The sequence below is a fragment of the Flagellimonas oceani genome (assembly GCF_011068285.1).
GTDB lineage: Bacteria > Bacteroidota > Bacteroidia > Flavobacteriales > Flavobacteriaceae > Flagellimonas > Flagellimonas oceani.
Window position 1 is genome coordinate 285126 of sequence record NZ_CP049616.1, and the last position, 14233, is coordinate 299358.

At 42.6% G+C, this 14233-nt stretch carries 14 protein-coding genes; 4 read left to right on the forward strand and 10 right to left on the reverse strand.

The features are described 5' to 3' along the window. Nucleotides 1–28 precede the first annotated feature (28 nt). Together GVT53_RS01305 and GVT53_RS01310 are read left to right on the forward strand one after the other, a co-directional pair. On the forward strand, nt 29–856 hold the full coding sequence (locus GVT53_RS01305) for a mechanosensitive ion channel family protein (RefSeq protein ID WP_166247065.1): 828 nt from the start codon (nt 29–31) through the stop codon (nt 854–856). A gap of 76 nt (nt 857–932) precedes the next feature. Continuing rightward, on the forward strand, nt 933–1481 hold the full coding sequence (locus GVT53_RS01310) for a ClpP family protease (protein WP_166247066.1): 549 nt from the start codon (nt 933–935) through the stop codon (nt 1479–1481). A gap of 139 nt (nt 1482–1620) precedes the next feature. On the opposite strand, the gene GVT53_RS20900 is transcribed toward GVT53_RS01310, so the two are convergent. Genes GVT53_RS20900 through GVT53_RS01320 form a run of 3 tightly spaced genes read right to left on the reverse strand, consistent with a single transcriptional unit; the run spans nt 1621 to nt 4594 of the window. Then, nucleotides 1621–3153 (reverse strand): cryptochrome/photolyase family protein, encoded by a 1533-nt coding sequence (locus tag GVT53_RS20900; protein ID WP_205791834.1) that lies wholly within the window; start codon nt 3151–3153, stop codon nt 1621–1623. Between the two features lie 3 nt (nt 3154–3156). After that, on the reverse strand, nt 3157–4455 hold the full coding sequence (locus GVT53_RS20905) for a DASH family cryptochrome (protein WP_205791842.1): 1299 nt from the start codon (nt 4453–4455) through the stop codon (nt 3157–3159). Next, a complete protein-coding gene (locus GVT53_RS01320; protein WP_166247067.1) occupies nt 4445–4594 on the reverse strand; it encodes a DUF2256 domain-containing protein in 150 nt (49 codons plus the stop codon). Before GVT53_RS01320 ends, GVT53_RS20905 begins: the two co-directional genes overlap by 11 nt. Nucleotides 4595–4735: 141 nt before the next feature. Here GVT53_RS01320 and GVT53_RS01325 point away from each other — a divergent pair, with 141 nt between their 5' ends. Further along, nucleotides 4736–6082 (forward strand): FAD-dependent oxidoreductase, encoded by a 1347-nt coding sequence (locus tag GVT53_RS01325; protein ID WP_166250387.1) that lies wholly within the window; start codon nt 4736–4738, stop codon nt 6080–6082. A 165-nt stretch (nt 6083–6247) separates the two neighbouring features. Here the strand turns inward: GVT53_RS01325 and GVT53_RS01330 are convergent, their stop codons facing one another. Beyond that, entirely contained in the window at nt 6248–7027 is a 780-nt protein-coding gene (locus GVT53_RS01330; RefSeq protein ID WP_166247068.1) for a zinc ribbon domain-containing protein, read from the reverse strand. A 5-nt stretch (nt 7028–7032) separates the two neighbouring features. Beyond that, nucleotides 7033–8127 (reverse strand): Nif3-like dinuclear metal center hexameric protein, encoded by a 1095-nt coding sequence (locus tag GVT53_RS01335; protein ID WP_166247069.1) that lies wholly within the window; start codon nt 8125–8127, stop codon nt 7033–7035. Between the two features lie 48 nt (nt 8128–8175). On the opposite strand from GVT53_RS01335, the gene lpxK reads away from it, so the two are divergent. Continuing rightward, a complete protein-coding gene (gene lpxK / locus GVT53_RS01340) occupies nt 8176–9174 on the forward strand; it encodes a tetraacyldisaccharide 4'-kinase (RefSeq protein ID WP_166247070.1) in 999 nt (332 codons plus the stop codon). Here lpxK and GVT53_RS01345 read toward each other — a convergent pair. The 5 genes from GVT53_RS01345 to GVT53_RS01365 all read right to left on the reverse strand — a co-directional run bounded on the left by GVT53_RS01345 (nt 9171) and on the right by GVT53_RS01365 (nt 14157). Next, nucleotides 9171–11330, reverse strand: coding sequence for a tetratricopeptide repeat-containing hybrid sensor histidine kinase/response regulator (locus GVT53_RS01345; RefSeq protein WP_166247071.1), 2160 nt, complete (start codon nt 11328–11330; stop codon nt 9171–9173). The genes lpxK and GVT53_RS01345 overlap by 4 nt on opposite strands. Before the next feature lie 56 nt (nt 11331–11386). Further along, complete coding sequence (gap, locus tag GVT53_RS01350; RefSeq protein ID WP_166247072.1) at nt 11387–12397, reverse strand: type I glyceraldehyde-3-phosphate dehydrogenase; 1011 nt, start codon at nt 12395–12397, stop codon at nt 11387–11389. Between the two features lie 23 nt (nt 12398–12420). Next, on the reverse strand, nt 12421–13296 hold the full coding sequence (gene lipA / locus GVT53_RS01355) for a lipoyl synthase (RefSeq protein ID WP_166247073.1): 876 nt from the start codon (nt 13294–13296) through the stop codon (nt 12421–12423). A 63-nt stretch (nt 13297–13359) separates the two neighbouring features. Further along, nucleotides 13360–13920 carry an RNA polymerase sigma factor gene (locus GVT53_RS01360; protein WP_166247074.1) on the reverse strand — a complete coding sequence of 187 codons (561 nt, stop codon included), beginning with the start codon at nt 13918–13920 and terminating at the stop codon, nt 13360–13362. Between the two features lie 27 nt (nt 13921–13947). Further along, complete coding sequence (locus GVT53_RS01365) at nt 13948–14157, reverse strand: membrane or secreted protein (protein WP_108247176.1); 210 nt, start codon at nt 14155–14157, stop codon at nt 13948–13950. Between the last annotated feature and the right edge of the window lie 76 nt (nt 14158–14233).

Below are 14233 nucleotides of genomic sequence, written 5' to 3' on the forward strand. Positions count from 1 at the left end.
ACTGAACACAATAAATAAAACAACAACTATGGAGACTATTAATGAATGGAAAAACGTGACCCTTGACTCACTCTCGGGCATGGGTAGAGAAATGGCATTGGCATTTCCCAAAATATTTGGGGCCATCGTAATTTTATTATTAGGTTGGATTACCATAAAAATATTGCTATTTCTTTTGAGAAAAATCCTAAAATTGGCCAAGGTGGATATGCTCAACGATAAGATAAATGGCATGGATGTGACCGGTAAGGGTGATCTTGAAGTGGATGTTATAAAAATTATATTGGGCTTTGTCCGGTGGTTTTTGATATTGGTCTTTTTGATTGTGGCCGCCGATATCCTGGATTGGAAGATCATTTCTCAGGAAATAGGCAATCTGTTGCACTATTTACCTCGATTCTTTAGTGCATTGGCCCTATTGATGCTTGGTTTTTACATTGGCAATTTTGTGAAGAGAACCATTAAACGATTGTTCGATTCGTTCGAATTCGGTGGGTCCAACCTTGTGAGCAACCTGTTTTTTTATGTAATAGTCATTTTCATGTCCATTACCGCATTGAACCAGGCAGGGGTGGATACCACCATCATAACCAATAATATTACTTTGATTTTCGGCTCCTTTCTTTTGGCCTTTGCCTTGGGTGTTGGACTGGGCTCTCGCGAGATAGTGGCCGATATTCTTCGGGCATTTTATATCCGGAAAACCTATGTAGTGGGGGATAGGATCGTAATTGGCGGTGATGAGGGAACCATTAAATCCATAGAAAACAATAGTTTAACGTTGGAGACAAGGACCGGTAAGTATGTGATTCCTATCAAAGATGTAATGTCGCAAAAAGTGGAGATTAAATCGTAATCTTGGCATTGTGGTGAACAAGTGGGGAAACTTCCTTGGAATTTGATTATTTTTGAAGTCTTACAACACGTAAAAAATGAGTTCAAAAAAAGGAAAAGTTCAGGAATTGATCCAAGAAAAACTGTTAGAAGACCGTAAAGTCTTCCTTTGGGGCCAAGTAGATGATGATTCTGCAAAGCACGTAATCGACAGATTGCTGTATTTGGATATGTTGAACAACAAAGAGATTCAATTGATCATCAATAGCCCGGGAGGCTACGTAACCTCCGGTTTTGCCATTTACGATACCATTAAACAGATAAAAAGCCCTGTGAGCACGGTATGCTCCGGTCTGGCGGCCTCTATGGGTTCCATACTTTTATCCGTAGGGGAAAAAGGTAGGAGGTTTATCCAGCCTCACGCCCGTGTCATGATCCACCAACCAAGTGGCGGAGCAAGGGGACAGGCTTCAAACATTGAGATACAGGCAAGGGAAATTATCAAGACCAAGGAACTGGGAGCTAAAATTCTATCGGAAAATTGCGGACAGTCCTATGATAAGGTCATGAAAGATTTTGATCGTGATTACTGGATGAGTGCCGAAGAATCGGTGGAATACGGTATTGTTGATGAGATCCTCAAATAGAGCAACAAGAACATTTTAAAAAGTGAAAAGTCCTTCGCAACGTATTGTGAAGGACTTTTTATATATAGACGCCGAAGCGGGATATTTTAAGATATATACGGTGGCGAAGATTTCGCTGGATATTAAAGGATTGTTAAAATCAAAAATCATCGGGATTTTGTATGATTTTTTCTGCCCTTTCCTGCAACTCGGTCAGCTCCCCTTTGTTTTTCTTTTCCAGCAAGCTCAACATCATCGACATGCGCTGGTTGTTCTTAAAATGCGCTTTCTTCGCTTCTAAAAAGTTCCAGTACAGCGAATTGAACGGACAGGAGTTCTCTCCTGACTTCACAGTATGGCTATAAACACATTCCTTACAATAATTGCCCATTTTATTGATGTAATTCGCGCTGCTCACATAGGGTTTGGTGGCTACGAGTCCCCCATCCGCAAATTGGCTCATACCACGGGTGTTGGTAATCTCTACCCATTCAAGGGCATCAATGTACACGCCCAAATACCAGGCATCCACCTCGTCGGGGTCGATTTGGGAGAGCAGGGCATAATTACCGATCACCATTAATCGCTGGATGTGATGGGCATAGGCATTGTCCAAGCTTTGCGTAATGGCTTTGTGCAGACAGTTCATTTTTGTTTTTCCCGTCCAAAAGAAATCGGGGAGAGGGTTGTGGTTGTCCAATTTGTTCAATTTGGCATAGCCGGGCATTTCTTTCCAATACACTCCGCGCATGTATTCGCGCCAACCCAGAATTTGACGAACAAAGCCCTCGACCTGAGAAATGTCTATTTCATCTTTATGGGCGTGGTAATAATCTACCACCGTATCAATAACTTCTTTGGGCGAAAGCATTTTACTGTTCATTCCGAAGGACAATCGGGAATGGAACAGGTATTTTTCCCGGGTATGCAAGGCATCTTGGTAATCTCCAAAATGTTTCAATAAATCGGAGCAGAAAAAGTCCAACAACTCTTTGCACTCTTCGTATGTTGTGGGCCAGGGAAAATTGTTTGCATCAATGTTGCCAAAAGTGACCACCTTCGCATTTTTGATTTCTTCCAAAAGGTCACTGACATCTTTATTAAAGGAAAGTTCCTTTGGAATTTTTGGAGAACCGTCCCATTTTTTTCGATTACTCTGGTCAAAGTTCCATTTTCCGCCTTCGGGCTGGTCGTTTGCCATCAAAATATGGTGTTTCTTCCGCATCATCCTATAGAAACTTTCCATCAATAGTTGTTTCTTGCCCTTAAAGTGATTTTTCAGCTCATCCCTGCTGGTGTAAAAGTGTTCCGTGTCAAAAGCTTCGGAAGGAATGGCTATGGATCTGCAGATTTCTTGGAGCTGTTGGTCCAATCGGTATTCGTCCGGCAATTGGTATTCAAACTTTTTGATCTTGTGCTCGGATATGGTCTGTTTTATAAGCTCGGGTAACTTCTGGGGATTGTTTTTATCTCCAATTTTGAAGTAGATTATATAATGCCCCTCGTCTTCGAGTTCACTCGCAAAATTCCGCATGGCTTGGAAAAACCCCACTACTTTTTGAATGTGATGTTTTACATAATCCGTTTCCTGCCGCATTTCGGCCATAAGGTATAAATGGTCGTCATTCACTTGATCTAACCAGCTATGGGAAAGATTGAGCTGATCGCCAAGGATAAGTCTAAGTGTTTTCATGAATCAAAATAAAGTCGGTTGCAGCCAAAGGCGTTGGAACTTTTTGTTCGGGTCGTACATCTCCGCCTGCCTTTTGGTATTAAAAATTCTGTTGCGAGTGTCGTTGCCCACGCCGCTGTTGTACATCCAATTGCCCCAATTGCTGTGCACATCGTAATCAATGAGCATCGCTTCAAAATAAGAAGCTCCAATGCGCCAATCCTCTTTAAGGTGCTTGGACCAATAACTTGCTACATTTTGTCGGCCACGGTTGCTCATCCAGCCTGTTTGTTGAATCTCTATCATATTGGCATTTACAAAATCGTCATCCGTATTTCCGTTGATCCAGTCGTGTTTGGCAGCTTCATTGGAGTTCCAATCATAAGCTTTGTGGAGAATACCATCAATTTTAAAGATTTGGTTACCGTGCTTTAGGGAAACATATTTGAAATAGTCCCGCCAAATAAGCTCAAAAATCAACCAATAGGTATCCTGATTCTTTTTGATCTCATTTTCAAAACGTTTTATTTCCCAATATATCGTACGGGCGGAAATACTGCCATTGGCCAACCAAGGTGAGAATTTAGAGCTGTAATCGGCACCTACCAGTCCATTTCTTGTTTTTTTATAATAAGCCAGCTTTTTGGTGTCCCAAAAATAGTGCTGCATACGGTTTAAGGCATTGTCCTCACCTCCTTTAAACGGAAAGGCCGATTTGGGGTCCGTTTCAAAATTGGAGAAGCCAAGTTGTTTCAATGTAGGTATCTCCGTTGTCGGTTCCACTCGATTTTCTATGCCGAATGCTCTTGGTTTATCAAAGCATGGTCTTACTTGAGCTTGTTTTTCGCATTTTTTACGGAAAGCCGTAAATACCTGTGGAATCTGTTCATAGGAATCAAAAGGAATGTCTTCGGGGTGAAAAAGAAACTGGTCAAAGGTTTTGTGGAAAGTGACCGTTTCAGAAACGCGCTTTTGAGTTTCTTGAATCACATGTGCCTCTTCGGAAGTCCATTCATTTTGCAGAAAAACTTGACTGATGTTGAAGTGTTCCACCAACTCGGGAATTCTGTCCTCTGGTTTTTCGTGATAAACCAATAAGGAAATGTTGTGTTGTTCGAGATTTGTTTTTAATTGATGCACCGATTCCAATAAGAATTTGGCCCGAAAACGTTCTGTTTTTTTAAATCCAAACGGCCCTATTTGGAATTGTCTGGGGTCAAAAAAATAAACGGCTATCAATCTATCGGCCCGGCCCGCTAAATGTAGCGCTTCGTTATCATGAATCCGAAGGTTGTTCCCGAACCAAATAAGGCTAGTGTTCATTCTTGTTTTTATTTTTTCTGCATCTTTCACTACAATAAATGACCTGTTCCCAATCTTTCGCCCACTTTTTTCTCCAAGCAAAGGGTCTTTTACAAATGGGACATGTTTTAGTGGCCAAATACGGTTTCTTGTGCACCAATTCAATTTATTGTTTAATAAAAATAATAAAAAATTAAACAAAAATGAATTGTGTTAAGTGAAACCTGGTTGCCGGATCGGTTTAACGAGCAAAATGCTTATTTTTACTGCTTTAATCAGAATTAGGCCCATTGGGGCATTTATGGCACAGACTCCAAAAAATATAGCCATCATCGGTTCCGGATTGGTGGGTTCCCTATTAGCAATATATCTTCGAAGAATTGGACATCAGGTTACCGTTTTTGATAGAAGACCGGATATTAGGACCATCAAGTTTTCGGGGAGGTCCATTAACTTGGCCATGAGCAACCGCGGTTGGCGCTCCTTAGATGAGGTCGGTATCGGTAAGAAAATCAAGGAGATTGCCATTCCACTGGATAAAAGGGCCATGCACGTGAACGATAAACCCGTGTATTTTCAGAAATATGGTAAGGATGGTGAGGCCATTTGGTCCATTTCGCGGGGAATTCTTAACAAGCGTATGATCGATTTGGCAGAGGAGGAGGGAGCTGTTTTTCGATTTAATGAAAAGGTTTGGGACGTTGATTTACCAGATGCCAAAATCTATACGGGCGATACGGAAAAAAGTGAATGGAAGGAGTATCAGTATGACTTGATCTTTGGCTGTGATGGTGCTTTTTCAAGAGTTCGCCATAAAATGCAACGCCGTAGTAGGTTCAATTATTCCCAAAACTTTATCGATGTCGGGTACAAGGAACTTACCATACCTGCCAATGAGAATGGCACGCACAAATTGGACAAGAACTCCTTCCATATATGGCCGCGGGGGGAATTTATGCTCATTGCCATGCCCAATATTGATGGCAGTTTTACCTGTACGCTGTTTTTGCCTTTTGAAGGCGAGATTTCTTTTGAGAGCATGAAAACGGAGGATGACGCCAGGGAATTCTTTAAAAAGTACTTCCCGAACGTGCGGAAAGATATCGAAGACCTGACCAAGGACTTTTTCAACCACCCCACAAGTGCCATGGTAACCATGAAGTGCTACCCTTGGACGTACTGGGACAAAGTGGCTCTAGTGGGCGATTCGGCCCATGCCATCGTTCCCTTTTATGGGCAGGGCATGAACGCTGGTTTTGAGGATATCTATGTGCTCAACCAACTTATGGAAAAACACGGGGATAACTGGGAAACCATTTTTTCCGAATATCAGGAAGAACGCAAACCCAATGCAGATGCCATTGCAGAGCTCAGCTATAGGAACTTTATGGAAATGAGCAGTAAAACAGCTGATCCAAAGTTTCTGTTGCAAAAGAAGATTGAAAAACACTTTGCAAGCAAACACCCGGAAAAGTGGGTGCCCGTATACAGTCGTGTCACTTTTTCGGACAGACCTTATGCCGAAGCACTGGCAATCGGTGATAGACAGGAGGCCATTATGCAACAAATAATGCAAACACCCAATATCGAGTCGCAATGGGATTCCAAGGAAGTGGAGAACAAAATTCTGGAACTTTTAAGAGATTAAGAGGTGGCATAGCTTGGATTTTGAGCGCAGCAAAAATTTCTTGAAACAAATTGTATATAAGGAAAAACCACTTTTAGCTTCGTTCACTTTCACTTTTTAATGACAACTTCATAAAAAAAGCCACCCGAAAGAGGTGGCTTTATAGATTTAATATGATAAGCGAGCTTAGATTTTTGCAAAAAGTTTTTCCATTCTTTCTTGCTCCTCTTCAGCTAAAAGTGGGTCGACCAAAATCCTTCCACTGTGCTCATCGGTAATTATTTTTTTGCGGGAAGCAATCTCAACCTGTACCTGTGGGGGAATGGTAAAGAACGAACCTCCGGAAGCGCCACGCTCCACTGGAACGACTGCCAAACCGTTTTTCACATTTTGGCGAATTCTTTTGTAGGCCTGCACCAAGCGATCTTCAATTTTTTCCTCATATTCTTCGGATTTCTTCAAAAGGGCTTTTTCCTCTTTCTCTGTTTCCGCAAGAATAGCGTCCAGTTCGCCTTTTTTGTGCTTTAAGTGGCTTTCACGTTCGGATAGTTTTTCCTTGGTGGTGGCGATCACTTCTTTTTTCTGCTCAATTTGTGCTTTGAACTCTTTAATGTTCTTTTCGGCCAATTGAATTTCCAGCTCTTGGAACTCCACTTCTTTGCTCAGGGAATTGAACTCGCGGCTGTTCCTTACATTTTTCTGCTGTTCGCTATATTTTTTGATAAGCGCCTTGGACTCATCGATAAGATTTTTCTTGGCAGTGATCTCAAAGTTGACCGTTTCAACATCAGTTTTCAATTTGTCCATTCTGGTTTTAAGACCTAGGACTTCGTCTTCCAAGTCCTGTACTTCCAAAGGCAATTCGCCTCTAACGTTGCGGATTTCATCCACCCTAGAGTCAATAAGCTGCAAATCGTACAATGCTCTCAATTTATCCTCTACAGTGCTTTCTTTCTTGTTCGCCATATATTTTATAAATACTTGATGGGATTCGTTATACTCTCCGATAAAGAGACTGCAAAATTAGGAATTTTTTTCGTAAGATAATCAACCAATAAATCTTTTGTAAACTGCTCAGTTTCAAAGTGCCCCATATCGGCTATTACCAACTGGTTTTCGGCTTGGTAAAAATCATGGTATTTCAGGTCGGCGGTTACCAAAATATCGGCCCCGGCTCGCTTTGCGGCCCCAATGGCAAATGCCCCGCTACCCCCTAATACGGCGACTTTGTTTACCCTTTTTCCCAATAGTTTGGAGTGCCTCACCACGGAGGCGTCCATGCGTTTCTTGGCCATAAGGAGAAACTGTTCTTCGTCCATTTCATTTTCAAGATTGCCGATCATTCCCATGCCCAAATCCTGATTGGTATTCTCCAAGGTCAGTATTTCATAGGCAATTTCCTCATACGGATGGGCATCAAAAAGTGCCTTTAAAATGCCTTTCTCCTTTTCAAAAGAGAAAATTACATTGATTTGTGCCTCTTTTTCAAAATGGACCTCACCAACTTTTCCTACAGATGGATTGGCACCGCTCTCGGCCTTAAAGCTACCAATGCCTTCCGAACTGTAGCTGCAATTACTGTATTTGCCAATTTCACCGGCACCGGCTTTAAAGAGTGCCAATTTTATACTTTCGGCATCGGCCAAAGGAGCGTAGGTGGTCAGTTTTTTGATGCTATTGGCCTTTGGAATCAGGATTTCGGGGTTTTTCAGCCCCAAAACCTCACAAATTTTGGCATTCACCCCCATTTTACTGTTGTCCAGCGCAGTGTGCATACTGTAAATGGCAATGTTATTGGCAATGGCCTTCAGCACAACACGCTCAACATAGTTGCTTCCCGTCAATCTTTTTAATCCTTTAAAAATGATGGGATGGAAGCTTACGATCAGATTGCATTTTTTCTCAATGGCTTCGTCCACTACATTTTCCAACGTGTCCAAGGTAACCAAGACACCTTTAACGTTCATTTTGGGGTCGCCCACCAACAGACCCACGTTGTCAAAATCCTCGGCGTGTGCCAGGGGCGCCAATTCTTCAAGCACTTTTGCTATCTCGGTAACGGTCATTTTAAAAATGTTAAGTGGCCTAAAGATAAAATATTATATTTTCGTTCAATGCTTCAATTGCTTCGGAAAATAGCGTTCCCCATTTCGTTGGTCTATGCCCTGGTGGTTTATGTTCGAAACTTCTTGTTCGATGTGGGTATTTTTTCATCCAAATCGTACAAAACACCGACCATTTGTGTGGGCAACTTAAGTGTTGGTGGTACTGGAAAGACCCCGATGACGGAATATTTGCTTCGGATTTTGGAGCATCGGAAGACTGCAGTTTTGAGCAGGGGCTATAAGCGTAGATCGGAAGGGTTTTATTTGGCCGATGTTGAAAGTACTGTTTTGGAGTTGGGGGATGAGCCCTATCAAATCCATAAAAAATTTCCCGATGTGGCCGTTGCTGTAGATGCGGACAGGCGAAACGGCATCGAGCGGTTGGAAGCAATGGTAAGGCCAGAGGTGATTGTCTTGGACGATGCATTTCAGCACAGAAAGGTGAAACCGACTTATGCCATTTTGTTGACCACATATCAAAATTTATACGCGGATGATTGGTATTTGCCCACGGGAAACCTTCGTGATGCCAAAAAAGAGGCCAAAAGGGCCGATGTGATCATTGTGACCAAATGCCCTGAATCATTGGATGAAATTGAAAAGCACAAGGTGGTGGACAAGTTAGGTCCAAAAGCACATCAAAATGTTTTGTTTGCAAGTTTAAAGTATCAAGATTTTGTAACGGATGGAGAAGATGACAACATCTCATTATCCAACTTAAAAGATAAAGAACTGGCCTTGGTCACGGGCATTGCCTCGCCCAAACCTTTGGTTCAATACTTGGAAGGGGCAGGAATTGGTTTTAAGCATTTCGAGTTTGGCGACCATCATCACTTCACCGATAGGGACATTGAACAGTTCAAAGGGTTCGAACTGATTCTGACCACGGAAAAAGACTTCGTAAGATTAAAAGGTAGGGTCGACAAGCTGTATTATTTGGAAATTGCCCATAGTTTCTCAGCAACGGATGAAAAAGTGCTGAAACTTGCCATTGAAGGCTTGTTTTAGACGGGCCCCTCCATTTTGCTCCTAAAGATATTTTCTCCGATTTTATGGTAGAACACTTCTGGCTTAAAGGGTTTGGTGACCACATCGTTGCAGCCTGCTTCGTAAAAGCTGTCCAAACTATCATCCAACGAAATGGCCGTTAGGGCGATAATGGGGATAACTTCGTCAAACTTTCGTATTTGCCTTGTGGCCTCTTCACCACTGATGCCGGGCATGTGTATGTCCATTAAAATGGCATCGTAGGTGTTGTTCTTGGCCATGTCAATGGCTTCGTTGCCATTGTTGGCAATGTCGCAGGTGATTTCTTTTTTGGTGAGCATTTTTTTGGTGATCACCTGGTTTATCTTGTTGTCCTCTACCACGAGTACGTGCAATCCTTTAAATTGGAATTCTTCAAGATTGAGCTCGAACGAAATATCCTCTCCTTCTTTGCTTTCGTAATCCAGGTCCATTTCAAAGTAAAAGGAGCTTCCATGGCCGAGTTCGCTCTCAAGGTGAATGGTACTTCCAAATAGTCCCAGAAGACTTTTAACAATGGTCAAACCAAGGCCTGTGCCTCCATATTCCCTGTTGATCTGGATAGATCCCTGTTCAAAGCTTTCAAAAATGTTCTGTTGTTGGTCTTCCGAAATCCCGATTCCGTTGTCCCTTACTTCAAAATAGAGTTTTACTTGGTCCTCTTCCTTTCTGAGCATTTTGGCAATGACCTCGACCCTACCGTTTTTGGTGAACTTAAGGGCGTTCCCGACCAAGTTCATGAAAATTTGGGACAATTTTATGGGGTCTCCCATCAATTTTTTAGGGATGGTGGGGTCGTAATCCAGTATAAGCTCTGTTTTTTTCTCGTGGGCATTTTGTTGCAGCGATTCTACTACATCGTCCAGCACTTTGTGCAATTTGAACTCGATGCTGAGCGGCTCCAATTTTTCTGCATCGATTTTATTGATCTGTAGAATATCGTTGATAAAGTTCAAAAGATATTCCCCGGAGAATTTCAAGGATTTTAAATGTTCCTTTTGGTGCTCGGAAGGGTTTTCTTCCAATAAAAGATGCGTAAGCCCTGTTACTGCGTACAAAGGTGTGCGCAATTCGTGGGTAACGGTGGAAAGGAAATTGGTTTTGGCCTCCATGGCCGATACGGCCGCATCCCTGGCCACCTCCAGCTCTTTGTTTTTGGTGTAGAGCAGGTCGTTTGTCTTTAGTTTTATTTGGTTGTTCCGGAACAGGGAGACCGCCAAAAGGGAGATTATGGTCAAAAAGGCAGAGGTTAAAATGGCGGTGATCTCCGAACGGTTTTTCGATTCGCTCAATTCCTCGTTTTTTGCCTGGAGCTTGTTCAGCTCGTTCATTTGGTGGTCGAACCGTATTTTGTCTGCTGTATTGGCTTCCAATTTGGCCTTTTCAACATTGAATATGGAGTCCTTTATTTTTGCCAGTCCCTTGGTGTAAAACAGGGATTCCGAGTAATTTTGTTTTGATTCATATATGCCCGACAATTGTTCGTAAGCATTTTTGATTTCTTTGGAAAAACCATGTTTTTCGGCAAGTTCCAAAGCAGCTTTGGAATGGATGATGCCTTCTTCGGGGTCATTTAAGGTTACGCTGATATTTGCCAATTGCAGGTTGGCCTTGGTGGCCAAATAGGCACGTTCCTTATCGTCGGAATTTACAATGAGTGCATGAAGATTTTTTATGGCATCGTTGTACTTTTCTATATTGGTATAGATGTATGCCTCTTGCAGGAGTATGTTGTTGGTAAGGTTCCTGTTGTTGCTGAGCTTTTTGGATTCTTCCAATTGTTTAAGGGCTTGGAAGTTGTTTCCTTCATTGAACCTAAGTGCGGCGTCCAGGTATAAATGGAAGGCTTGCCCGAAGGAATATGAGGTATCCTTTAACAATATGCTTGCACGGTCCCAGTAAAATACGGCTGTTTCCCGGTCCCCTTCTTCCAAATAAAGCCTGGCATATTGATGGTATGTGTCCAGCAAAAGCTTGGAATCTTCATTGCTTTCGGCAATATTGGCCGCTTGGTTTAGCGTTTCAAGGGCCTTGTCCACGTTGTTCTCGTGGCGATATTTCATAAAATCATTAAAAATCGCTTTGATGTTGGACGTGGAATTGCCGTCATTTTGGGCAAAAAGGATTTGTGTGCACATGATGCACAGAAAAAACAGCCATCTTAGGCCGGTCCTTTTGTTTGCCAAGGTTGAGATCAAACGTATTTTTTCTTTATGAGCAAAACTATTAAATCAATAATTCTGGAGCAATATCCAGTCTCGTTATCGTACCACCCAATGATTTTCACCATTTTGCCAATCACGGAGGTCATCAATGAATCAAACGTACAAGAGTAACAACTATTGTTTATGTCGATAGAAACAATAGGGTCTTCGGTATAATTGAGAATTCCTTTAAGGTTGTTTTCCGCTTGCCTTTTAAAGGTAGCATTTATTTCTTCAATGGACGTTTCCTGGATTACATTAAAGGTGATATCGGTAAGCGAACCATTGGGTACGGGCACTCGGATACCACATCCGCCAATTACATCTGACAATGCGGGGAAAATACTGGTCAATGCCTTTGCAGCCCCGGTAGTGGTGGGGATAATGGATTGTCCGGCAGCTCTGGACCTGCGAAGGTCCCTGTGCGGGCTGTCGTGGAGGCTTTGGTCCGATGTATAGGAATGTATGGTTGTAATGTAAGCTTGTTCTATGCCGCACAGCTCGTTGACGACCTTGATCATTGGCGCTGCATTGTTGGTGGTGCAGGAAGCGTTAGAGATGATTTGGTCCTCACTATTGACAATCCCTTCATTGACGCCCATGACCACCATTTTGATAGAGTCGTCCAACGGTGGAACGGAAAGAATCACTTTTTTGGCCCCATTTTTAAGGTGGAAGTCCAAATCTTCCCTTTTTTTGAATTTCCCCGTGGATTCCACTACAATATCCACTCGGTGGGACTTCCAATCTATTTCTTTGGGATGATGGTGATTGATTATGGGTATTTCGTTTCCATCAACAATAATATGACCGTTTTTATGGGAGATATCAATGGTCAACGCCCCGTGGATGCTATCATATTTTAGCAGATGTGCCAAAGTTTCGGCATTGGCCAGATCGTTTATCGCTACGACATTGATGTTCGGATGGTCGAGCAAAAGTCTGAAAAGTGTTCTGCCAATACGGCCGAAGCCATTTATTCCAACAGTGATGTTTTTCATGATGATATGGGGCGGGTACTGTTCTAGTGTATATGCTTGTGGGCTTTGTAGGATGAGCGGACCAAGGCCCCGCTTTCCACATGCCTAAAACCCATTTCCAGTCCTAGTTCCTCATATTTTTTAAATTGTTCCGGAAGTATGAACTGTTTTACGGGCAAGTGTTTTTTGGATGGTTGAAGGTACTGTCCAATGGTGATTACATCAACATTTGCCTTTCTAAGATCTTCCATGGTGGCGATTACCTCGCTTTCTTCTTCGCCCAAGCCCAGCATGATGCCCGATTTGGTCCTGTTCGCCCCATTTTTCTTCAAATAGTCCAATACTTCGAGGCTTCTATCGTACTTGGCCTGAATCCTTACTTCGCGTGTCAGCCTTTTTACGGTTTCCATGTTATGGGAAATCACTTCAGGGGCCACTTTTAATATTCTGTCCAAATGGGTGGAGATGCCCTGAAAATCGGGAATCAGTGTTTCCATTGTGGTTTCTGGGTTCATCCGTCTTACGGCTTTCACCGTTTCTGCCCATATAATGGAACCCATATCTTTAAGGTCGTCCCTGTCCACGGAGGTGAGCACGGCATGCTTTATTTGCATAATTTTTATGGAACGGGCCACTTTTTCCGGTTCTGCCCAGTCCACTGTTTCCGGACGGCCGGTTTTTACACCGCAAAATCCGCAGGAGCGGGTACAGATGTTTCCCAAGATCATAAAAGTAGCTGTTCCCTCTCCCCAACATTCGCCCATATTGGGGCAGCTACCGGAGGTACAGATGGTATGTAGGTCGTACTTGTCCACAAGCCCCCTTAGCTGGGTATATTTTTTACCCGTTGGGAGCTTAACCCTTAGCCACTTGGGCTTTCCTTTGGGCGGTATTACGTTTTCTGCTACGCTTGTGCTCATAGAACAAATTTAGATGTACAAAGATACGAAACTGGGAAGGAAACTTTGTGCCTTTGAACGGGGTCACTTTTTTTTGATGACTTCTGCCAGAAGTTTTTTGGCACGGAGCAATTTTACCTTAATATTATTGACAGGCTCATTGAGCTCCTTGGCGATGTCGGCATAGCTCATTTCCTGAAAATAGCGTAGGTTGATGACTTCTTGGTAGTGCGGTTTTAATTTTTTGATATCCTGCAAAAGATTGGCCAGATTTTGCTCTGTAATCAAACGGTCCTCCACGGTGGGTGTCTCGTCCAAAACCCTTTTTACCTCGTCTCCGCGCGACTCCATTTCGTTCATGAGGCTACGCTTGCGTTTTCGAAGCAGGTCTACATGAAGGTTTTTGGAAATGGTGATGAGCCAGGTTTTGAACTCGTAGTTTTCGTCGTAGGTGTCAATTTTATCAAAAGCCCTGGAAAATGTTCTTATGGTAATGTCCTCTGCATCGTTCTCGTTTTTGGTGCGGAGTACCTGAAAACCATAAACATCGTTCCAAAAAGTGTCTACGAGGTTACTAAAGGCAATTTGGTTTCCCTCTTTTGCCCTTTGTATGATCTCGTTGATGGAATCGTCGGTTTTTTCCAAAAAATGAGGCTTACCTAAAAATTAAATTTATTGGGTATTCGTAACGGTATCTTTCTTGCAATCTTGTTCTTCCGGTAGTTTTCCACAAAAACCACAAGCTTCGCCGTCCTTGTTCAAAAAAGGACTTTGGCTCGCGCATGTTCCTGCAAATTCGCCGTTCTTTTTCCCCCAGATTTTAATGGCGATTCCTGCAAATGCAAGTGCTAACAATCCTATGGTGACCAATACTAACTTCATAATCCAACTTTTGTACAAAGGTACAAAATAGCTCGCTAAAGGTATGGGTGTTTAAAGTTTCTTTACCTTAAAAGCC